This is a genomic window from Aureimonas jatrophae (assembly GCF_900104035.1).
GTDB lineage: Bacteria > Pseudomonadota > Alphaproteobacteria > Rhizobiales > Rhizobiaceae > Aureimonas > Aureimonas jatrophae.
Genome location: NZ_FNIT01000010.1, coordinates 64,625 through 85,162, shown reverse-complemented (window position 1 = coordinate 85,162; position 20,538 = coordinate 64,625). Strand labels below are relative to the sequence as shown.

Sequence of the window (20,538 nt, the reverse complement as noted above, 5' to 3'; positions counted from 1 at the left end):
TGTCGCGCGTCAGTCGAAGAGCGAGGAGACCGACTGCTCGGATGTCGTGCGGGCGATCGCCTCGCCCAGCAGGGTCGCGGTGGTGATGACGCGGATGTTGCGCGCCTCGCGGATCGCCTTGGTGGGCTCGATCGAGTCGGTGATCACCAGCTCCTCGAGCGAGGACGCGCCGATGCGCGCGACCGCTCCGCCCGACAGGACGCCGTGGGTGATATAGGCCCGAACGCCCTTGGCGCCGGCCGCCATCAGCGCGTCGGCCGCGTTGCACAGCGTGCCGCCGGAGTCGATGATGTCGTCGATCAGGATGCAGTGCCGGCCCGCCACGTCACCGATGATGTTCATCACCTCCGACTCGCCCGGCTTCTCGCGGCGCTTGTCGACGATCGCGAGCGGGGCGTCGAGACGCTTGGCGAGCGCGCGCGCGCGCACCACGCCGCCCACGTCCGGCGACACGATCATCACGTTGTCGGTTTCCAGGTGCTCCTTGATGTCGCGCGCGAGCAGCGGCACCGCGAAGAGGTTGTCGGTCGGGATGTCGAAGAAGCCCTGGATCTGCCCGGCGTGGAGATCCATCGTCATCACGCGGTCGGCGCCCGCGCGCGTGATGAGGTTGGCGACGAGCTTGGCGGAGATGGGCGTGCGCCCGCCCGCCTTCCGGTCCTGCCGGGCGTAGCCGAAATAGGGGAGGACGGCCGTGATGCGGCGCGCCGACGCCCGGCGCAGCGCGTCCATGATGATCAGGAGCTCCATCAGGTGATCGTTCGCCGGATAGGAGGTCGACTGGATCACGAAGCAGTCCTCGCCGCGCACGTTCTCCTGGATCTCGACGAAGATCTCCTGGTCGGCGAAGCGACGCACGGAGGCCAGCCCCAGCGGCAGCTCCAGATAGGTGCCGATGGACTCGGCGAGGCTGCGGTTGGAGTTGCCGACAAAGAGCTTCATCGCGTCCCGTTCCAAGGCGTTGGGTCGACTGCGCCCGCCGGGACGCCGTACCCGCGCCGCCGCACCTGCGGCCGGGCGCCGGCCCCGCTTATGTGCGGGGCTCTTACCAAGATCAGGTAAAGATTCAAGAAGCGGCTCGTCAGCGTGCCTGACGAAGCGCTCGCGTCAGCGCACCGGAAGGTCGAGCGGCAGGCGCGACAGGGGCTCGGGCGCCGCCTCGGTCGTCAGGTATGTGCGGCCGAGCGTCATCGCCGTGCCGGAGTCCGAGTCCATCAGGATCATGTGGGCGAACAGCGTCATGTCCGGCCGGATCAACTCGGTGTTGCCCGCGACGAACATCTGCGGATCCATCCAGGACGGGGCATAGCGCGCGCCGACCGAGTAGCCGCAGGCCGCCAGGCGATGGCGCGACAGGTCGTGCGCCTCCATCACGCGCGCATGCGCGTCGAAGACGTCGCCGAAGGTCCGGCCCGGGCGCATGGCCTCCTCCACCGCCTCCAGCGCCTCGACGGCGGCGGCATGAAGCTCCTCGTGGCGGATCAGCGGCGATCCGACCACGACGGTGCGCATGGCGGGCGCATGGTACTGCGCCTTCACGCCGGCCCATTCCACGGTGAGCTGGTCCTGCGCGGACAGCCGGCGGCGTCCCGACTTGTAGCGGCACAGAAGCGCGTCCGCGCCCGAGCCGAGAATGAAGGGGTTGGCGGGATAGTCGCCGCCTTCGGCCAGAACGGTGCCCTGCAGCGCGTGGAGCAGGGCGGCCTCGTCGGCGCCGTCTTCGACCAGCGGCAGCATGCGCTCGAAGGCGAGGTCCGTCAGCCGCGCGGCCTCGCGCACGACGACGATCTCCTCGGCGGACTTCACGACGCGAAGCGAGGGCACGAGGTCGGAGGCGTCGAGAAGCGTCGCGAAGGAGCCGAGCTTCTCCTCGACCAGCCGTCCGTTGGCGGCGGTGAGGCCGTGCGTCGCCCACTCGACGCCGATGCGGGTGCCCAGGAGATCCAGGCCGTCCAGAAGGTCGCGTAGCTCGATCGCGGGGTTCGCGCCGCCCCGGTCGCGCCACACCACGATGTCGGCAATGCGCGAGGTGTGCTGCGCCTGGCGCAGGTCTGCCGAGCGCGTCAGAAGCTTCATCGTGCCGTCGGCGAGCACCACGAGACACTGGAAGAAGCAGAAGCCGAACGTGTCGTAGCCCGTCAGCCAGTAGGAGGAGTCCTGCGCGAACAGGAGAACCGCGTCGAGCCGGCGCTCCGCCATCTCGGCTTGGAGGCGGGCCGCGCGGCGGTCGAACTCGGCGTCGCTGAAATGCAGCATGGTGTGGCTCCCTCAGCCCAGCACGATCGCGGCGATCTGGCGCCCGTAGTCCGGCTCGCCGCGATGGGTGGTGCGGCGATACGAGAACCAGTCGCGCTCGGCCCCGTAGGTGCAACGGCCGACGAAGCCGGCGCTCGCGACGCCGGCGCGGCGCAGCCGCATCAGGATGAGGCCGGGCAGGTCGAACTGGCGCTTGTCGGGCGACACGCCGGGGGCGAAGAAGGTGGCGGCGTCGCGGTCGCCCGCAGCGACCGCCTCGCTCATCGCGGCGTCCACCTCGTAGTTGGGTTGTGTGATCGTGGGCCCGAGCACCGCGACGACGCGCTCGCGCCGCGCGCCCAGACGCTCCATCGCCTCGAGCGTGGCCTCCAGGACGCCGCCCGTCGCCCCGCGCCAGCCCGCATGGGCGGCCGCGACGACGCCCGCCTCGCGGTCCGCGAACAGCACGGGGCCGCAGTCGGCCGTCAGGACGCCGACCGCCAGACCGGGCGTCCCGGTCACCACGGCGTCGGCGCGCGGGCGCTCCGCGCCGAAGGGCGCGTCCACGATCACGGCGGTAGGGGAGTGGACCTGGACCGGCGTCGCGAGACGATCCGGCGCGACGCCGAGGGTCGCAGCCACGCGCGCGCGGTTTTCGCGCACGCGCGCCGGATCGTCGGACGAGCCGATGCCGACGTTGAGATCGGCGTAGAGGCCGTCGGACACGCCGCCGCGCCGGCCGAAGAAGCCGTGGCGCACGCCGCCGAGCGTCCCGAGGGCCGCGCTGTGGAGAACATCGGCGACGGGCCGGGCGGTGAACGTATCGGGGTCCTGCATGGGGCGGGACGGTGGTTCACCCGCGACGGCAAGTCAACGCCGCGCAACCCGATCGCCGCATCGTTCGTTGGCGGGCCATCGGTGAGCCAGCTAACGGGAGACGCGCGATGACCGAGAAGAAGGGCAAGGGCAGCGAAACGGCCAAGAAGGCCAACGCCAAGGCGGCCAAGGAAGGCGAAAGCAATCCGCGCAAGTCCTCGGCGGCTCAGGCCGAGCTCGGCAAGAAGGGCGGCAAGTCGAAGTAGGGTCTCAGGCGCCCGATCCTTCGAACGGAGGCAGCGGCAAGGGCCGGGGCGAGACAGCCAGCGTCTTGAAGAGCACGCCCATCTCGCCCTCGCCGTCGCCCGCCAGCCGCCGCGCGGCTCGCACGATATCGGCTCGCGTCGCCTCCGTGGCGGCGGCGCCCAGCGCGCCCGCGCGCTCGCGAAGGCCCAGTGCCAGAAGAAACGCGCCCTGGGTCGTCGCCGCGGCCGTGCAGCCGCAGGCCTCGGCGATCCGGCGCGCCTGCGCGAAGTCCACATGGCTCGTGATGTCGGCCTGGCCGCAATCGGCGAGCGGCGACGAGCGCTGGTGGGACCGAAGCGCCTGGAGCGTGTCGCCGTAGGCGGTGCGCAGGTGGCCGTAGTCGAACGCGAGCGCCGCGCCACCGTGGCTCGCCAGATGCGACGCGATGTCCGCCACGATCCGGTCGCGCTCGGGCGAAACCTCGAAGACGTCGCCCTCGGTGGCCTGTGGCGCGCGCGGATCGGCAAGGGCTGCCGGCAGACCGCCGGCGGGCGGGCGGACCTCGAAGGCGAGCGCATCAGCCGGACCCCGCGTCACGACGCGCTCGCCCCACGCGCCGCTCCGGAACTCGAACTGGCGGATCGCCACGGCATCCAGCAGCTCGTTGGCGACCAGAAGCGTCGGCCAGGCCTCGAGCTCGCCGATCGCCCGCACGCGCCGCACCGGCAGGTCGAACGAGGCCAGGCGCTCGATCTGGCGCGCCGCCAGGCGGTCGCTGCGCTCCACGAGGCGGGGCTTCAGGGCGCGCATGAAGGCCGGATCGAGCTGGCGCACGGTGCGCAGCATGTCGTGGATCAGCGTGCCGTCGCCCGGCCCCGCCTCCGCGAGCAGGACGGGCGAGGGACTGCCGAGGGCACGCCAGGCCGCCACGATCCAGGCGCCCACCAGTTCGCCGAACATCTGCGATATGCCCGGCGCGGTCACGAAGTCGCCCGCCGCGCCGAACGGATCGCGCCGGCTGTAGTAGCCTTCCGCCGGGTCGAACAGGCACAGGTTCCAGAAGCGGTCGAGCCGCATCGGACCGTCCCGCGCGATCTCCTCCCGGATACGGCCGTCGAGCGGCGTCACGAGCCGGCGGCGACCGGGCGCGGCATGGGAGCGCGCGGCTTGGCGGTGAGGATGGCCCAGAGGCCGACCAGAACCATGGGCAGCGACAGGACCATGCCCATGGTGAGCCAGCTCGTTCCCAGGAGGTAGCCGAGCTGCACGTCGGGCATGCGGAAGAACTCAACGAAGATGCGCGCGAGCCCGTAGCCGAGAATGAAGACGCCGCCCGTGAGGCGCGGCCGGCCGAGCGAGCCGAAGCGGTGCGTCATGAGGCGCAGGACGAGGAAGAGCACGATGCCCTCCAGGCCCGCCTCGTAGAGCTGGCTCGGATGGCGCGGCTCGGGGCCGCCCGTCGGGAAGACCATCGCCCAGGGCACGCTGGTGGGCGCGCCCCACAGCTCGCCGTTGATGAAGTTCGCGATGCGCCCGAAGAACAGCCCGAAGGGCACGGACGCCGCCACGACGTCGATCAGGCTGAGGAGCGGCACCTTGTGCGAGCGGCAGAAGAGCGCCATCGCCACGACCACGCCGATCAGGCCGCCGTGGAACGACATGCCGCCCTCCCAGACGCGCAGCGCCGAGAGCGGATCGGCCACGACGCGCGCGAAGTCGTAGAACAGGATCGAGCCGAGCCGCCCCCCGATCACGATGCCCAGCGTGATCCAGACGATGAAGTCGTCGATGTCCTCGCGCGTGATCGGCGAGACGCCGTTCGGCCAGAGCCGCGCGGTGCCGGCGAGGTGCCGGCCGTAGAGCCAGCCGCACAGGATGCCCGCGACATAGGCCAGGCCGTACCAGCGCAGCGCGATCGGGCCGATCTGGAGGAAGACCGGGTCGATCGCGGGATAGGCGAGAACGCCCAGCGGCAGGAGGTTCATGGACGTCGAGACCTTGGAACGGCGCGGGTTCGCCAGCGGTTTGGCCGCTCGCCACCGCGGGGTCAAGGCGCGGGGGCTCCATTGCCAAGCCTCCGGCGACCTCCTAACTCAGGCGGGACCTACCCCTCGGAGCGCTTCGCCATGACCACCCAAGGCCCCAACCGCATGATGGACGAGTTCGCTCGCATGATGACCGACGCGGCCGGCGCCGCGCAGGGCGTGCGCCGCGAGATGGAGACCATGTTCCGCACGCAGGGCGAGCGCTTCGTGAACCAGATGGACCTCGTCAAGCGCGAGGAGTTCGAGGTCGTGCGCGAGATGGCGACGCGGGCCCGCGTCGAGAACGAGGCGCTCAAGAAGCGCATCGCCGAACTCGAGGCGCGCCTCGGCGGCACCGCGCCGAACGCCGCATCCTGACGCATCGGCGGCTTATCCACAGCTCCTCCACAGATTCTCCCCACAATCCTGCGGTAAGCCCCGGACTCGAAAGCGTTGGCGCGAGAGTCGCTTACCCGCGGGGTGCCGCGACGGGGCTGGGGACGGCGATGTCGCAAAAGCTTAAAATGCCGTTTCCCCACTGGCGATCGGTTCGGGTCCCGATACACTGATTCCAAAGGGTGATTCGTTCTGGCGGGCGTTTCTCCCGGACGGTGCGGCAGGAGATCCGGCGAGGAAACGGAGCTCCACGGCGGCGGTAGCGCATGCGGCGCCCGCCGATCCCCGCACCGGGATGCGGCACGGGGACGAACGATGCATCTGCGGCAAGAGGATTTCGAGCGGGAGAGCCACCCGGTGGATACGGTGGAGCTTCTCGCCTCGACGCGCGAATGGAGCTTCGAGCGGCCCTGTGACGACGAGATCGCCGTCTCGGTCCGGGGCGCCTGGACGGATTATTCCGTCGCCTTCTCCTGGATGGCCGCGCACGAGGCGCTGCACCTGAGCTGCGCCTTTGCGACCAAGGTGCCGGCGCGGCGCGAGGTCGAGGTGCTGCGGCTTCTGGCGCGCATCAACGAGCAGCTGCTGGTCGGCCACTTCGACCTGTGCGACGCGGAAGGCGCGATCGTGTTCCGCCATGCGCTGCTCCTGTCGGGCGGCGCGGTCGCGACCGAGGAGCAGGCCGAACGCATCCTGTCGATGGCGCTGGAGGCGTGCGAGCGCTACTACCAGGCCTTCCAGTTCGTGGTCTGGGCCGACCGCAACGCGGCCGACGCGATGGCCTGCGCGGTGTTCGACACGGTCGGCCGCGCCTGATGGCAGGTGCGCTCGAGACGGCGGGCCGGGTGCTCCTGGTCGGCGGCGGCAACATGGGCGGCGCGATGCTGCGCGGCTGGCTGGAGGCGGGTCTCGATCCCGCCGCCGTTGCGGTTCTCGACCCGAACGGCGCGCCGCTTCTGGCCGACATCGTCTCGCGCGGGGTGCGTTTGGCGGCCGCGCCGGCCGAGGTGGAGCGGGGCGCCGACACGGTGATCCTCGCGGTGAAGCCGCAGGTCATGGAAGCGGTGCTGCCGACGCTCCTGCCGCTTCTGGCGGACGACACGCTGATCGTCTCGGTCGCGGCCGGACGCACGGTCGCCTCGATCGAGGCGGCGCTGGGCGAGCGGCCCGTGGTTCGCGCCATGCCCAACACGCCGGCGCTCGTGAACCGGGGCATCACCGGCGCCTATCCGAACGCGCGCGTCACCGGGCCGATGCGCGCGCGGGCGCAGGCGCTTCTGGAAAGCTCCGGTCCCGTGGAATGGGTCGAGCGCGAGGCGCTGATCGATGCCGTGACCGGCGTCTCCGGCAGCGGCCCGGCCTATGTGTTCCTGCTCGCCGAGGCGCTGGCGGAGGCGGGGGTCGCGGCCGGCCTCGATCCGGCGCTGGCGATGCGCCTGGCGCGCCATACGGTGGCGGGCGCGGGCGAGCTGATGATCCGCTCGGGCGACGAGCCGGCGCAGCTGCGCCGCAACGTGACCTCGCCCAACGGGACGACGCAGGCCGCGCTCGAGATCCTGATGGCGGACGACGGCTTCGGGCCGCTCCTGCGCCGGGCGGTTCTGGCCGCCCGCGACCGTGCGGAGGCCCTGTCGCGCGCATGACCGCCGAGACCATCACCTATGCGGAGTTCGAGCGCGTCGACATCCGCGTCGGCACGATCATCGCCGCCGAGCCGTTTCCCGAGGCGCGCAAGCCCGCCTTCCGGCTGCAGATCGACTTCGGTCCGGAGATCGGCGTCAAGAAGTCCTCCGCGCAGATCACGGTTCGCCACGGCCTCGACGAGCTGGTCGGCCGTCAGGTCATGGCGGTGGTGAACTTCCCGCCGCGCCAGATCGGGCCGATGCGCTCCGAGGTCCTGACGCTCGGCTTTCCGGATGCCGAGGGAAACGTGGTGCTGGCCGCGATCAGCCATCCCGTGCCGAACGGCGGCCGCCTGTTCTAGCGACGCGCGCGGGGCGCGGCTGCCGCATCGAACGGGGGCTCGCCGGGCGGGTCCCACGCGAACCCTTACGCCGGTACGCGTACCATCGCCTTGAGGCCGCCGAGGGATGAATCCGACAGGAGGATGTCGCCGCCGTGCGAGCGGGCGATGTCGCGGGCGATGGCCAGGCCCAGCCCCGTGCCGCCGGCATCGATGTTGCGCGCCTCGTCGAGCCGCACGAAGGGCTTGAACACCTCGTCGCGCTGCTCGGGCGCGATACCCGGTCCGTCGTCCTCGACGCTCACCGTCAGCCAGCGCCCGTCCTTGCGGGCCTGGACGCGCAGGCGCGAGCCGTGGCGCATGGCGTTGGCCACGAGGTTGTTGAGGATGCGCGTGAAGCCGGCGGGGCGCACCGTGACGCTCGGGTCGCCCGACACGTCGGTCTCGATGGCCACGCCGTTCAAGGCCGCGTCCGCCTCGAACTTGGCGAACACGCGTTCGAGGTCGAGCTCGCCGACGTCCTCGCCGGCCTCGCCCTTGGCGAAGGCGAGGTAGCCCTCCAGCATCCGGCCCATCTCGTCGACGTCGTGCTCCAGCTCGCGCCGGTCCTCGCTGTCCTCCATGATGGCGAGCTGCAGGCGGAAGCGCGTGAGAACGGTGCGCAGGTCGTGGGACACGCCGTTCAGCATCTGCGTGCGCTGCTCGATCTGGCGCTCGATGCGGTCGCGCATCTGGATGAAGGCGAGCGAGGCGCGCCGCACCTCCGAGGCGCCGCGCACGCGGAAGTCCGGCGGCATGGGCTGCCCGCGCCCGAACCCGTCCGCGGCCTCGGCGAGCTTCTGGATCGGCCGGATCTGGTTGCGCAGGAACAGGATGGCGATGAGCAGGAGCACCAGCGAGGTGCCCACCATCCAGAGCAGGAAGATGTGGGTGTTCGAGGCGTAGGCCGAGTTGCGCGGGGCGAACACGCGCAGCACGTGGTCGGGCAGCTGGATGCGGATCTCGACGATGCGCGACTCGCCTACCGTGTCGATCCAGAAGGGGCGGTTGATCTGGTTCGTGATCTCCTCGGACAGGATGCCGTCGAGGATGTTGAAGAAGGGCTTGGGCGCGGGGGCGGGCAGGGGCTCGGGGGGCAGCACCAGGACGTTGAGCCGCAGCGCGTCGCGCGCGATGCGGGTGACGTTGGCGAAGTCGGCGTCCTGCGGATAGGTGTCGATGATGTCGATCACCGCGGCGATGTCCTGCACCACGGCGGTCGAAAGGCGCTGCGTCACGGTCTGCCAATGGCGCTCCATGAACACGAAGGCCACCACCGACTGCAGCAGCACCATGGGCGCGATGATGATGATCAGCGAGCGCGCGTAGAGGCCCTTGGGCGTTCGGCGCGAGAAGAAGCGGCGTCCGCGGCGCAGCGGCCCGCGCAAGGGCCCGAGCGGCAGCGCCGGCAGGCGAAAGCCGCGTAGGCCCCTCGTGATGGCCTCGCTGCCCGGCCGAATGCGATCCAGAAGCGTCACGGGCGCGTCTCCTCGTCCGCCCCTAGTCGACGTTCAGGCGGTAGCCGATGCCGCGCACGGTCTGCAGCCAGAGCGGGTTGGCCGGATCGCTCTCGATCTTGCGCCGCAGCCGGTTGATCTGGACGTCCACGGTGCGCTCGCCGACGTCGGCCTCGTCGGACAGGAGATCCTGGCGCTGGATCGTCTCGCCCGCCTTGTGGGCGAAGAGGGTCATGATCTCCTGCTCGCGATCGGTGAGGCGGATGATCTCCGCGCCGCGCCGCAGCTCGCGCCGCACCAGCGAGAAGGAGAAGGGGCCGAAGCGCACGTTCTCGACCTTGTGGATCGGCTGGGCGCTGCCGCGCTTGAGGATGTTGTTGACGCGCAGCAGGAGCTCGCGCGGGTCGAAGGGCTTGGCGAGGTAGTCGTCGGCGCCCGCCTCCAGCCCCGAGATGCGGTCGTCGGTCTCGGCGCGCGCCGTCAGCATCAGGATCGGGATGGTCCGCGTGGGCGAGACCGCGCGCACGAAGTCGAGACCGCTCTCGCCCGGCATCATCACGTCCACCACGAGGAGGTCGAACTCCAGTCCCGCCAGGATGCGGCGCGCCTCGGCGGCGTCGGCGGCAGTGGAGACGCGAAAGGCCCGCTCCGACAGGAAGCGCGACAGGAGCGTGCGGATGCGCCGGTCGTCGTCGACCACCAGGATATGCGGCGCATCGTCCATCGAGACGTCGGGCGAGGCGGAAACGGGTTCGGTCGTGCTCAAGAGGAAGAGGTCTCCTTGCCGATGCCCTTCCTGGCGAACCAGTCGCGCGTCGCCCGCCGGTCGCTTCCCATCTCCAGAAGGAAGTCGTTGACGAGACGCGGGTCGCTGAGGGCGGCGGCCTGGAAGGCCGCGTCGATCCGCCGACCCTGCGCGCGGGAGAGTTCCAGCGTCAAGACGCGGCCGGCCTGCGTCGGGTAGAGGCGGCGCTGGCGCCGGTCGTCGTGGCCCTGGACCTGCGCCACGAACCCCTCGTCGATCAGCTGGCGCAGGACGCGGCTCAGCGACTGCTTGGTGATCTGGAGAAGGTCGAGAAGATCGGCGATCGTCATGCCGGGATCGCGGTTCACGAAATGAAGGACGCGGTGGTGCGCCCGGCCGTAGCCGTAGCGCGCCAGGATCGAGTCCGCGTCGGCGGTGAACTCGCGATAGGCGAAGAAGAAGAGCTCGATCAAACGGAAGTCCAGCTCACCGCGCGTAGGCAGCGGTTCGCGGACCACGTCGGCTTCGGCGGTGGAGGCGGGATCGTCCGAGATGGTGTCCATCAAATAGGTCAGTAGTGTTGACGTATCTTGGGGCCATTGTTACACCCTCCGGCGCGGGTTTAAACATGGAAACGGCCCGATGGCGGCTGAAGCGCTCCGCAGGGGAGCGCCGGCCGTCGGTTGCGACCGGGTGCCAGGCGCCCTGCCGTGGGGTTCGGCTCCGCGCCGAACCCGTTGAAGGCTCATCCGTGCCCGGACGAGCGGGAGGAATGATGCGTCTCCGGGCGGGCGCACCGCAACTCAAGACCCCGAGAGGACACGCCCGCCAAGCCGGGCGCGCGAACGCATATGAGCGCAGTCTCCTTCGATCAACTGGACGGCCAGATCTGGTTCAACGGCGAGTTCGTGCCCTGGCGCGAGGCCAAGGTGCACGTGCTGACGCACGGCCTCCACTACGCCAGCTCGGTCTTCGAGGGCGAGCGGGCCTATGGCGGGCGCATCTTCAAGCTGCGCGAGCACACCGACCGCCTGATCGCCTCGGGCCGCGTGCTCGGCTTCGAGATCCCCTATACGGCCGACGAGATCGACGCGGCCTGCAACGAGCTCCTCGAGCGCCAGGGCTTCACCGACGCCTATGTGCGGCCCGTCGCCTGGCGCGGCTCGGAGTCGATGGGCGTCTCGGCGCAGAACAACCGCATCAACCTGGCGATCGCCATCTGGCAGTGGCCGAGCTACTTCGACCCCGAGCAGCGCATGCGCGGCATCCGCCTCGACATGGCCGAGTACCGCCGCCCCGACCCGCGCACGGCCCCGTCCAAGGCCAAGGCGAGCGGGCTCTACATGATCTGCACCATCTCCAAGCATGCCGCCGAGGCCAAGGGCTATGCCGATGCCCTGATGCTGGACTGGCGGGGGCGCGTCGCCGAGGCGACGGGCGCCAACGTCTTCTTCGTCCAGGACGGCGTGATCCACACGCCCGACCCCGACTGCTTCCTCGACGGCATCACGCGCCGCACGGTGATCGAGCTCGCGCGCCGGCGCGGCATCGAGGTGCGCGTGCGCGCCATCCAGCCCGAGGAGATGGAGGGCTTCACGGAGTGCTTCCTGTGCGGCACCGCCGCCGAGGTGACGCCGGTCTCCGAGATCGGGCCCTACCGCTTCCAGCCGGGCACGATCACGCGCCAGCTGGTTGAGGACTACGCGAGCGAGGTCCAGCCGCAGCGCATGGCGGCCGAGTAGGCCACACGAAGGGCCGGGCCCCGTCGCGCGCCCGGCCCGCGACTGTGATAGGCGAGGGGACCCGTCATCCGCCCTCGCAAGGTCGCATCATCCCATGTCCCAGCTTCAGGTCGAAGTCGTCCCGGTCACGCCGTTCGGGCAGAACTGCTCGCTCGTCTTCGACGAGGCGACGCGCGAGGGCGTGGTGGTGGATCCCGGCGGCGACCTCGAGCGGATCGAGGCCGCGATCGCGCGCCACAAGGTCGTCCCTCGCGCCATCTGGCTGACGCACGGTCATATCGACCATGCCGGTGGAGCGGACGAGCTGCGCGAGCGGCTCGGGCTCGCGGTGATCGGTCCCGAACGGCAGGATGCGCCGCTCCTGTCCGGCCTGGAGGATCAGGCGCGCATGTTCGGCCTGCCCGGACCCGTTCGCAACCTCGTGCCCGACCGTTGGCTCGACGACGGCGAGGTTCTATCCGTCGCGGACCATCGCTTCGAGGTGATCCACGCGCCGGGCCACGCGCCCGGCCATGTCGTGTTCTTCAACCGCGCGGCGCGCTTCCTGATCGGCGGCGACGTCCTGTTTGCAGGATCCGTCGGTCGAACCGACCTGCCCTACGGGGATCACGCGACGCTTCTGGCCACGATCCGGGACCGCATCCTGCCGCTCGGCGACGACGTCGCGTTCCTGCCCGGCCACGGACCCGGCGGAACGATCGGCGAGGAGCGCCGCACCAATCCGTTCCTCCAGGGCCTTTGAGGCGCCCGGCGAGCCGTCAGGGCTCGCCCGTGCAGAAGCGGCGGCGGCCCGTCTCGTCGGTATAGGTGCCGAGCGAGGCGTCGAAGTTCGGATACCGGCTCACGCAGTCGCGCAGCCATTCGGCGGTCCAGGGCTCGAACCCGCTCGCCTCGCTCGCCACGACGGGCTGGTCCGGCCGGGCTTGCGGGATCGGTGCCGCGATCGGCGGTGTCTCGTTTCGGGACGCCGTCTCGTTTCGGGACGGCTCCGCGGGCGCCGGGGCCGGCTCCTCGCGAGGCGCGAGCGCCGCAAGATCCTCGCCGTTCTCCAGTTCCATCGTGTCGTCCATCGGCTCCTCCGCGATCGGCTTGCCGGCCGGCGGCGCGATGCGGATGATCTTGGTGGACCCCGAGCGCACGATGTCGAGACCCGAGGCGTCATAGGAGCGGTGGTCGAGGCGGGCGGTCGCGACGCGGATGATCTTCGGGCCGCCGTAGCCTTGCGGGACGGGCGCCGCCGCGGTGTCCTGCCCGCCATCCGCACCGTTGCCGTTGATCACGACGACGGACACGCTGCGACCGGGCCGGCGCCAGCCCTCGCCGTCCGGCAGGGTGGTCACCGACGAACCGTAGGTGGCCGGGCGTTCGCTGCCGTAGGTCCCGCCGCGCGGAAGGCGCGGCAGCTCGGGCGCGAAGCGGATGCCGCCGCCATCCTCCAGGAACGGCCGCCCCTCGCCGAGCGCGGGCACCTCGATCACCGCGGGACCATAGGGCGTCGGGACGACGCGCTCGGTGCGGATGCCGCCGCCGTCGTCGAGAAAGCCGTCGCGGGCCAGGGCCGGACTGGCCAGCAGCGAAACGGCGGCGAGAAGCGGCAGGGTCGATCTCATGGGAGGCCTCTCCGGTTAACGTTCTGTTAACTCTGGAGGTCTGCAAGCGACATGCCAGGTCGTTTCGTGTCAATCCGGGACACTGGCGGTCGCGCGGCCGGCGGCGGGGGCATAAGGCGGCCGGGACGTCGCGACCCGCCCGCACGCCACGCATCCGATCGGCCCCGATAGGGCGAACCGGCCTGCGGCACGCCGGAGCCCACGGGGTCATGCCCGGAACGAAGAAGGCCCGCGTGCGAACGCGGGCCTTCCGAAATCCTGTGTTCGCGGACGCTTGGGCGCGCCCCGGTGTCGAGCTTAGTCGGCGGTCTCGAGGTTGACGGCCTTCGGGCCCTTGCCGCGCTTGTCCGGCTCGGTCTCGAACGAGACCTTCTGGTTCTCCACCAGACCGTTCAGGCCCGAAGCCTGCACCGCCGAGATGTGAACGAAGATGTCCGCGCCGCCGTTGTCCGGCTTGATGAAGCCAAAGCCCTTCTCGGTGTTGAAGAACTTCACCGTTCCGGTCTGTGCCATGTCGAATTCCTTTTCCTATGAAGTCGTGTTGCCCCTGCGGGCCCTGCAGGCAAGTCTTGATGCGAGGAAAAGGAAACGATACATCGCGGGCCGTTGGAACGGTCCACCCGGAGGATGCGCCTCCGATACGCAATTCGTCCATTACCCGAGTTCGCGAATTTGCCCGAACAACAACAGTCTGCAAGGTGCCGGTTGACTTTGCAAGCGAAAGTTCGCTTTGCGCGGGAGCGAACATGACCATGCGCAAGGACATGATGCACCTGTGCCATGTCTGATGATCCTTCCAGATCAACTGCCAACCTTACGAAAGGCAGGATTTCGACACTTTCACGACACGATCGCGGGATCGCCGAAGTCGTGAGCCGGCTGCGTTCGCACGGGAACCCAAGTCGGTTCGTCGCCCTTAACGTGTCAGACGCCCGCGCCGCGGGCTCAACACGACTTCGGGAGACGCATCTCATGAAGCGCATGCTGATCATCGCCGCCGCCGCTGCGGCCATCGCCGGCCCGGCCCTCGCCCAGTCGACGCAGAGCACGACCGGAAGCCCGGCCGCCGCGCCGATCCCGCCGGCCGGCACGCGCGCCCCGGACCAGATGGGCGCCGCCGCCACGACCGGCGACACCACCGCCCAGCCCGGCACGGCGGGCTTGACGGGCACCGACTCCATGTCGACCAGCTCGACCACGGGCGGCAACATGGGCACGACCGGCGGCACCGAGGTTCCGACGCAGGGCATGGACCCCAACAGCGCGGCCGCGGCCACGCAGTCGACGCCCTCCGGCGGCATCGTCCCCGGCCAAACGCCGGAGTGAATGAACGGAAGTCCTCGCATCGCATTGATGCCAGGAACGGGGCGGCCCTTCGGGGCCGTCTCGCGTTTCAGACCCCTGCCGATCCTCTTGCCGGAGCCGCTTCCATGATCCGCCGCCTTTGCGCGATCGCCGCCGTCTCGCTCGCCGCCGCCCTGCCGGCGGCCGCGCAGTCCTCCGCCCCCATGCCCGTCGACGGGCGTCTCGTGCAGCTTCGCGGCGGAACGCCGATCGAGGCGCAGGACGGCACCAACCTGCCGGGCGTCAATCTCGACCTGTCCTCGTCGAACCGCGACGCCAGCCCGCGCGGCCCCGGCGGTCTGCAGAACGGCGTCGGCGCCTACGGCGTCATGGCGCCCGACGCCTCGGGCACGGCCGGCAACACCTTGACGCGCGTGCCCGGCGCCATTCCCGACACCAACAGCGGCGTCGGCATTCCGATCTCGCAGCAAGGGGAGCCCGCGAACTGATGCGCACTTCGTCCCGGACCATCGCCCTCACCGCCCTCGTGGCATCGGTTCTCGCGCTCGGCGCCTGCCAGAGCAACGGCGGGCGCCTGACGCCCACCGGCACCGGCCAGACGCCGTCGAGCGGGACGGTGCCCGGCCAGACGCCGCAGTAACCCGGCCTCGAGCGGGGAAGGTTGTTTCTCACGAAGTCGTGAACCTTCCCCGTTCAGTGGGCGTTCATGTGGGCCTTTCTAGGCTGCCCTTACCAATCCCGTTCGGGAAGGACCCCGTCATGAAGCTCGCCATCCTCGCCACCGCCGCCGCGATCCTCGCCGGCACCCTCGCGCCCGGCCTCGCCCAGGCACAGACCCGCGCCGAGATCCGCCACCACCGCATGGTGGAGCGCTCGATGCGCGACCACCACGTCTCGCCGCGCGAGGCCCGGCGCATCGCCGAGCGGCGCATGCACCATCGCATGATGGAGCGCCGCGCCGAACGCCGCATGGAGCGCCGCATCGCGGAGCGCCGGCTGGAGCGCGCCGAGCGCCGCCACGACCGCGCGGTGCGTCGCATGCATCGCGAGATGCGCCGCTACTGAACGCGAACCGTGAGTCCCCGGCGGCGGGGCAGGGTCCCCGCCGCCCACCTGTTCTCGGGAGGAGTTGTCCCATGAAGCTTGCTATCATCGCCACCGCCGCCGCCATGCTGGTCGCCACCGTCGCGCCGTCCGCGGCGCAGACCTACCGCTCCGACGTGCGCCAGTACCGCCAGCAGGAGCGCATCGAGCGCGGCATCCGCCGCGGCGACCTGACGCCCCGCGAGGCGCGCCGCCTCGTACGCCAGCAGCGCCGCATCGAGCGCGTCGAGCGCCGCGCGCGCTACTACAACAACGGCCGCATCGACCCGCGCTCGGCCGCCCGGATCGACCGCATGCAGGACCGCGCCAACCGCACGATCCGCAACACGCGCAACAACTACCGCACCTACTGACCGGCGCCTCGCGGCCCCGTCGCATCCCGAAGGCCCCGCCGGCGACGGCGGGGCCTTTCGTTTGGCCGGAACCGGGCCTGCGCGCCCCTCGTTGCCGGACGAACCATTCGGAGTCCGACCCATGCGAGTTCCCCTTCTTCTCCTTCTGGCCGGCGCCACCGTCGCGCCCGCCCTGCCGGCGGCCGCCCAGGCCTATGCGCCCGAGGAGGCCGGCACGATCCTGACCACGCGCGAGCGCGAATACGTGACGCGCCGCGTGCGCCTGCCGGACGGGCGCGTCGTGCTTCTCACCGAGAACAACGGCCTGCCGTGGCTGTTCGGCGTGGGCTCGTCGGTGGGCGCGCCGAGCAGCGTGCCGCTGGTGGACGGGCGCACGCCCTCGATCGCGGGCTCGACGCCGTCGGGCGGCATCGTGCCGGGCCAGGAGCCGGAATGATCGCGCGCCTCGCGCTGGTGGCCGTGGCGGGCGCGCTCCTGTCCGGCTGCCTCAGCCAGATCAACAAGCCGATCACGCCGAACGACGAGTGGAAGGAGCGCGCGACGCGCTCCACCAACTCCCTGCCGCAGTACTGACGACCTCGCGCCGCCCCGTTCGATGCCGCGCCGTTGCGGTGGCGCGGGCCTGCGACGCGCGGTCTGCCCGACTACCGGGCGCGCCTCGACCCCCGGCGCGGAGGGATCCGCGCCGGGGAGGGAAGAGCCGGGAAGGGCCGGCGGGGTTCACACCCCCGCCGGGGTCTGCACGAGGCCCGGTTCCCGAGGGGGACGGGCGGGGGAATGCCGGAGGCGTCGCCTCCGAAGAGAGTGGTGGGTGGTGAAGGCTGCGGGCGTCGCACGGCATTCCCCACGGTTCACGGCATCGCGCGGCGCCGCCGGTTGCCAGCCGGCAGCGGATCGCTCGGCCCGCCCGGGCGCCGGGGCGTCACCCCCGGTGCCGGGACCGCCCGTCGCCCGGCGGCTCCGCTCCCGCGATCCCGTGCCAGGGGAGGCGAAAGCCGCGCGCCGTTCGGGCGAGGGCCGGCCTGTGCGACCGCGCGGTGCCCGGCTGCGGCACGCCCCTCCGGACGGGGTGCCGCGACCTGGAACCGCTCGCCGGCCTCCGGACGATCCCGTTGATCATCCGCGTCCCCCGAAGGCCGGCGACGGGGGCCAGCATAGGGGCGAACGCGGGCGGGGAGACAAACCGGCGCGCGCACCGCCACACGCCGGCGTTGCCGTTTTCCCCTTTTCAGCGCGCCCGCCTTGCCCGTAACCTCGACAGGGCCGGGAGTGACGGGGAGGGGATGCGATGGCGTGGCGGGAACGGATGATCCAAGTGGCGGTGCTGGCCGCCGCGCTGTTTCTTCCCGCGAGCGCGCGGGCCGCGGAGCCGGTGGACTGCCCCGAGGGCGTGCCGACCGACGCCGTGTGCCACCGCACGCAGGACGCGCGCGGCGCCTGGCTCCTGTTCGCCAAGCCCGCCAACTGGAACGGCGTCACCATCCTCCACGCCCATGGCGGCCCGCGCCTGTCGCCGCCGAAGTTCGACGATCCCGACGAGGACCTGACGCGCTTCTCGGTTCTGGTGCGCGAGGGCTATGCCTGGGCCGCCACGAACTACCGGCGCGAGGGCTTCGGCGTGCGCATGGCGGCCGAGGACGTGGTGAGCTTGAGCGAGATCGCGCCGGAGGTGCTGGGCGAGGCGCGCCTCACGATCCTCCACGGGCAGAGCTGGGGCGGCAACGTCGCGGCCAAGACGCACGAGCTCTATGCGATCCGGGGCGACGGCACGAAGCGCTTCGACGGCGTGGTGCTGACGAGCGGCGTGCTCGCGGGCGGGCCGGAGCCCTACGAGTTCCGCGCGGGGCTGCGTGCCGTCTACCAGTATTACTGCCGTAACCACCCGCGACCGGACGAGCCGCCGTACGAGCTCTGGCGTGGGCTGCCGGAGGGCGCGCCCGCCATGAAGCGCGCAGACCTCGAGGCGCGGGTGGAGGAGTGCACGGGCCTGTCGAAGCGGCCGGACGAGCGCACGGAGGCCGAGGCGGGGCGGTTGCGCGACATCCTCGCGGCCTCGGGCGTGCCGGAGCGCACGCTCCTCTCGCACCTGCTCTTCGCCACCAACACGTTCAGCGACATCGTGAACAAGCGGCTGGACGGGCGGAACCCCTTCACCAACGAGGGCGTGCGCTACACCGGGACATCCGACGACGACGCGCTGAACCGGGGCGTCCAGCGCTTTCGCGCCGACCCGGAGGGCGCGCGGCGCCTGCGCTACGACTCGGAGCTGACGGGCCGCATCGTCCTGCCGACCGTCACGCTTCACGCCAAGGACGACCCCACCGCCTTCGTCAGCCTGGAGCAGCGCTACCGCGACGCAGTGGAGGCGGCGGGCAACGGGGACCTGCTGGTGCAGCACGTCACCGACGAGCGCGAGCATTCGAAGCTGGCGGACGAGGGGTATGTGCGGGTGTTCGGGGAGGTGGTGGAATGGGTGGATAAACGTGCAACCACTGAGTTGAGGGGCTCGGCTGAACACAAGCATTGACGTCTTGATTCCGCGTACTTGCGAGACACCCGCGGCCGACGTAAATGCGAGAAGCTCGATACCCGGCTTACGACATGCGTGCAAGGCGCCACGATGATTAGAAAAATAACGATAGAGAACTATAAATCAATAGTTAATGAGGCTCTCGATCTGGGAAGGGTGAATGTATTCATTGGCGAAAACGGTGCTGGCAAGTCTAATATACTTGAGGCTATCGCCCTTGCGGGAGCTGCCGAAGCATCCAAACTCGATAATGAGTTTCTTTCATCTCGCGGCATAAGGGTTAGTCCCCCAGCCCTTATGAGGTCCGCATTTGATAAGTCCACTCTAACAGAACCTATAAAGATTACGGTAATACAGAGCGAAGATCGAAGGACAGAGTATAATTTAAAAAATGATAATAGGCCGTACTCAAGATGGGAGTATGACAGGAGCTATAAGACGTCTGCTTCAATGGCTGGCGAGAGTTTTGAGGAATTCATCAAAAGCGTATTAAATACCGCCTCTGATGAGGAACGTTTGGCGCTGAAAGGTCAAATAATGGATCAGCTCAAATCGCAGGCAGAAAGGCTTAAAAATTCAGAGTTTGATGATAATATAAAACATTATGAGTTCACATTAAAGCTCGAAGTAAAGGAAGACAACCCTCTTTACGCTAGTTCAAGAGTTGAATCTATTGAGGATTTTATTATATTCTCACCAGAAAATTCAGCACTTAGGGTTTTGGAGAAAGAAGGTCAGATTGAGCCGCTCGGCATTAATGGCGAAGGCCTCTTGAAGTTGCTGCTGGTTATGTCGGGATCGGAAGACAAACATAAAGTCGAGAAGATAAAAGATAAACTATCTGTATTCAGTTGGTTCGACGACTTCAAAATTGGTTCGAAGCGCTCCAAGCGATTCAGTATGCAATTATCAGATGTATTTTTGGATAAAGGAATCAGCAACTTTGACATAAAAAGCTCGAATGAGGGGTTTTTGTTCGTATTATTTTATCTAACGTTATTTTATTCGAGCATGACACCTAGATTTTTTGCGATAGACAATGTGGACAGTTCTCTAAACCCGAAGCTTTGCCTTAAGATGATGAAGCTTATGGCCGTCGCGGCAAAGGAAAATGACAAGCAGGCGATACTAACAACACATAATCCTGCTTTGCTTGACGGAATGAACTTGGATGACCCCGAACAAAGGCTTTTTATCGTTTCGCGGCGAACAGATGGTAGTACGCGATTACGCAGATATGAGTCTAAGCCCTCCACCGAGAAGCCAACGAAACTTTCTGAGCTATTCATGAGCGGTGCACTCGGCGGGCTGCCAAAGAGCTTTTGATGATTACATTGGCGCTAGTGTCTGAAGGACATACCGATCAAGTCGTATTAGAAAAAATTGTAGAGCTGGTATGCAGTAAAAACAATAAAGATGTTGACGTAAATTATCTTCAACCCATTCGGGACGAGACCGACAGGAATAAGGCGGTGTTTGGTGGATTTGAGCTTGTATTCGAATACTGTAGGTTTGGCATAAAGTCTGCGCTCGAAGCCAACGATTTCATTATCGTTCAAATTGATACGGACATGGGTGAGCATGTGAATTTTGGGGTCCCGTTAACCGTTTACGGCCAGGACCGCCCTGATGTTGAAATTATCAGTGATACAATTAATAAAGTAAAAAAAGAGATTGGAACTGAAATCTTAAGTGCGTACGGCGAAAGGATAATATACGCCGTATCAGTACACTCGACCGAAAGTTGGTTGATTGCCATATTAAAGGGCACCAACGAGACTAAAAACAGTTTCGAAAGACTCAATAGATATCTGCATAGGAGTAATTTTGGCGCGATTGATAAAAGTATAAAAGACTACCGAAGACTTTCTAGATCCATAAAATATAACGCTTTATCAGGCGGTGCATTAATATCGGAAGGGCTGGCGCTATTTATTACGCAGCTAGAGGGTGCATGCAGGAATAACTAATTT

27 protein-coding genes are annotated in these 20,538 nt (G+C 68.2%); 17 read left to right on the top strand and 10 right to left on the bottom strand.

Translation table 11 applies throughout. The features are described from left to right. Positions 1-9 precede the first annotated feature (9 nt). From BLQ76_RS17960 to pgeF, 3 genes are all read right to left on the bottom strand, one after another. Entirely contained in the window at positions 10-942 is a 933-nt protein-coding gene (locus tag BLQ76_RS17960; RefSeq protein ID WP_090676232.1) for a ribose-phosphate pyrophosphokinase, read from the bottom strand. Between the two features lie 165 nt (positions 943-1,107). Then, complete coding sequence (locus tag BLQ76_RS17955) at positions 1,108-2,256, bottom strand: M24 family metallopeptidase (RefSeq protein ID WP_090676229.1); 1,149 nt, start codon at positions 2,254-2,256, stop codon at positions 1,108-1,110. 12 nt (positions 2,257-2,268) lie between these two features. Beyond that, complete coding sequence (gene pgeF / locus BLQ76_RS17950) at positions 2,269-3,072, bottom strand: peptidoglycan editing factor PgeF (protein ID WP_090676227.1); 804 nt, start codon at positions 3,070-3,072, stop codon at positions 2,269-2,271. Between the two features lie 107 nt (positions 3,073-3,179). On the opposite strand from pgeF, the gene BLQ76_RS22215 reads away from it, so the two are divergent. After that, a complete protein-coding gene (locus BLQ76_RS22215; protein WP_170842647.1) occupies positions 3,180-3,317 on the top strand; it encodes a hypothetical protein in 138 nt (45 codons plus the stop codon). 4 nt (positions 3,318-3,321) lie between these two features. On the opposite strand, the gene BLQ76_RS17945 is transcribed toward BLQ76_RS22215, so the two are convergent. Further along, positions 3,322-4,425 (bottom strand): class I SAM-dependent methyltransferase, encoded by a 1,104-nt coding sequence (locus BLQ76_RS17945; protein ID WP_244519710.1) that lies wholly within the window; start codon positions 4,423-4,425, stop codon positions 3,322-3,324. Continuing rightward, entirely contained in the window at positions 4,422-5,282 is an 861-nt protein-coding gene (lgt, locus tag BLQ76_RS17940; protein WP_090676221.1) for a prolipoprotein diacylglyceryl transferase, read from the bottom strand. Before lgt ends, BLQ76_RS17945 begins: the two co-directional genes overlap by 4 nt. A 141-nt stretch (positions 5,283-5,423) precedes the next feature. Here lgt and BLQ76_RS17935 point away from each other — a divergent pair, with 141 nt between their 5' ends. The 4 genes from BLQ76_RS17935 to BLQ76_RS17920 all read left to right on the top strand — a co-directional run bounded on the left by BLQ76_RS17935 (position 5,424) and on the right by BLQ76_RS17920 (position 7,701). Beyond that, positions 5,424-5,699 (top strand): accessory factor UbiK family protein, encoded by a 276-nt coding sequence (locus BLQ76_RS17935; RefSeq protein ID WP_090676218.1) that lies wholly within the window; start codon positions 5,424-5,426, stop codon positions 5,697-5,699. 333 nt (positions 5,700-6,032) lie between these two features. Beyond that, positions 6,033-6,533, top strand: coding sequence for a type III secretion system chaperone family protein (locus tag BLQ76_RS17930; RefSeq protein ID WP_090676215.1), 501 nt, complete (start codon positions 6,033-6,035; stop codon positions 6,531-6,533). After that, complete coding sequence (proC, locus tag BLQ76_RS17925) at positions 6,533-7,360, top strand: pyrroline-5-carboxylate reductase (protein WP_090676212.1); 828 nt, start codon at positions 6,533-6,535, stop codon at positions 7,358-7,360. Before BLQ76_RS17930 ends, proC begins: the two co-directional genes overlap by 1 nt. Continuing rightward, entirely contained in the window at positions 7,357-7,701 is a 345-nt protein-coding gene (locus tag BLQ76_RS17920; protein WP_090676210.1) for a tRNA-binding protein, read from the top strand. Before proC ends, BLQ76_RS17920 begins: the two co-directional genes overlap by 4 nt. Positions 7,702-7,766: 65 nt before the next feature. Here BLQ76_RS17920 and BLQ76_RS17915 read toward each other — a convergent pair whose 3' ends face one another. The 3 genes from BLQ76_RS17915 to BLQ76_RS17905 all read right to left on the bottom strand — a co-directional run bounded on the left by BLQ76_RS17915 (position 7,767) and on the right by BLQ76_RS17905 (position 10,484). Further along, complete coding sequence (locus BLQ76_RS17915) at positions 7,767-9,107, bottom strand: ATP-binding protein (RefSeq protein WP_244519714.1); 1,341 nt, start codon at positions 9,105-9,107, stop codon at positions 7,767-7,769. A 112-nt stretch (positions 9,108-9,219) separates the two neighbouring features. After that, entirely contained in the window at positions 9,220-9,900 is a 681-nt protein-coding gene (locus BLQ76_RS17910; RefSeq protein WP_090676299.1) for a response regulator, read from the bottom strand. A gap of 38 nt (positions 9,901-9,938) precedes the next feature. Further along, complete coding sequence (locus BLQ76_RS17905; RefSeq protein ID WP_090676207.1) at positions 9,939-10,484, bottom strand: MarR family winged helix-turn-helix transcriptional regulator; 546 nt, start codon at positions 10,482-10,484, stop codon at positions 9,939-9,941. 288 nt (positions 10,485-10,772) lie between these two features. Here BLQ76_RS17905 and BLQ76_RS17900 point away from each other — a divergent pair, with 288 nt between their 5' ends. Both BLQ76_RS17900 and BLQ76_RS17895 read left to right on the top strand, forming a co-directional pair. Further along, positions 10,773-11,663: a branched-chain amino acid aminotransferase gene (locus tag BLQ76_RS17900; RefSeq protein WP_090676205.1), complete on the top strand. Its 891-nt coding sequence runs from the start codon at positions 10,773-10,775 to the stop codon at positions 11,661-11,663. Positions 11,664-11,757: 94 nt separating this feature from the next. Continuing rightward, positions 11,758-12,405 carry an MBL fold metallo-hydrolase gene (locus BLQ76_RS17895; protein WP_090676203.1) on the top strand — a complete coding sequence of 216 codons (648 nt, stop codon included), beginning with the start codon at positions 11,758-11,760 and terminating at the stop codon, positions 12,403-12,405. 16 nt (positions 12,406-12,421) lie between these two features. Here BLQ76_RS17895 and BLQ76_RS17890 read toward each other — a convergent pair whose 3' ends face one another. Together BLQ76_RS17890 and BLQ76_RS17885 are read right to left on the bottom strand one after the other, a co-directional pair. Beyond that, positions 12,422-13,273 (bottom strand): BA14K family protein, encoded by an 852-nt coding sequence (locus BLQ76_RS17890; RefSeq protein ID WP_090676201.1) that lies wholly within the window; start codon positions 13,271-13,273, stop codon positions 12,422-12,424. Positions 13,274-13,570: 297 nt separating this feature from the next. Beyond that, complete coding sequence (locus BLQ76_RS17885; protein WP_062013170.1) at positions 13,571-13,786, bottom strand: cold-shock protein; 216 nt, start codon at positions 13,784-13,786, stop codon at positions 13,571-13,573. Between the two features lie 459 nt (positions 13,787-14,245). Between BLQ76_RS17885 and BLQ76_RS17880 the strand changes: the two genes are divergently transcribed. The 10 genes from BLQ76_RS17880 (at position 14,246) to BLQ76_RS21805 (ending at position 20,535) form a co-directional block, all read left to right on the top strand. Continuing rightward, the gene (locus BLQ76_RS17880; RefSeq protein WP_090676199.1) at positions 14,246-14,599 is read left to right on the top strand and encodes a hypothetical protein; all 354 of its coding nucleotides are present in this window, start codon (positions 14,246-14,248) and stop codon (positions 14,597-14,599) included. A 104-nt stretch (positions 14,600-14,703) separates the two neighbouring features. Beyond that, positions 14,704-15,066 (top strand): hypothetical protein, encoded by a 363-nt coding sequence (locus tag BLQ76_RS17875; RefSeq protein ID WP_090676197.1) that lies wholly within the window; start codon positions 14,704-14,706, stop codon positions 15,064-15,066. Beyond that, complete coding sequence (locus BLQ76_RS22210; protein WP_170842646.1) at positions 15,066-15,218, top strand: hypothetical protein; 153 nt, start codon at positions 15,066-15,068, stop codon at positions 15,216-15,218. The genes BLQ76_RS17875 and BLQ76_RS22210 overlap by 1 nt, the downstream gene beginning before the upstream one ends. 119 nt (positions 15,219-15,337) lie before the next feature. Further along, complete coding sequence (locus BLQ76_RS17870; protein ID WP_090676195.1) at positions 15,338-15,643, top strand: hypothetical protein; 306 nt, start codon at positions 15,338-15,340, stop codon at positions 15,641-15,643. A gap of 71 nt (positions 15,644-15,714) precedes the next feature. After that, positions 15,715-16,035, top strand: coding sequence for a hypothetical protein (locus BLQ76_RS17865; protein WP_090676193.1), 321 nt, complete (start codon positions 15,715-15,717; stop codon positions 16,033-16,035). A 121-nt stretch (positions 16,036-16,156) separates the two neighbouring features. Continuing rightward, complete coding sequence (locus BLQ76_RS17860; protein WP_090676191.1) at positions 16,157-16,471, top strand: hypothetical protein; 315 nt, start codon at positions 16,157-16,159, stop codon at positions 16,469-16,471. Beyond that, positions 16,468-16,608: a hypothetical protein gene (locus BLQ76_RS22205; RefSeq protein ID WP_170842645.1), complete on the top strand. Its 141-nt coding sequence runs from the start codon at positions 16,468-16,470 to the stop codon at positions 16,606-16,608. Before BLQ76_RS17860 ends, BLQ76_RS22205 begins: the two co-directional genes overlap by 4 nt. Positions 16,609-17,341: 733 nt before the next feature. Beyond that, complete coding sequence (locus BLQ76_RS17855) at positions 17,342-18,562, top strand: alpha/beta hydrolase family protein (RefSeq protein WP_090676189.1); 1,221 nt, start codon at positions 17,342-17,344, stop codon at positions 18,560-18,562. A 78-nt stretch (positions 18,563-18,640) separates the two neighbouring features. Further along, positions 18,641-19,891 (top strand): AAA family ATPase, encoded by a 1,251-nt coding sequence (locus BLQ76_RS17850; protein WP_210184192.1) that lies wholly within the window; start codon positions 18,641-18,643, stop codon positions 19,889-19,891. Next, positions 19,891-20,535, top strand: a complete 645-nt coding sequence (locus BLQ76_RS21805) for a hypothetical protein (protein ID WP_139184050.1) — start codon at positions 19,891-19,893, stop codon at positions 20,533-20,535. Before BLQ76_RS17850 ends, BLQ76_RS21805 begins: the two co-directional genes overlap by 1 nt. The last annotated feature ends 3 nt before the right edge of the window (positions 20,536-20,538 follow it).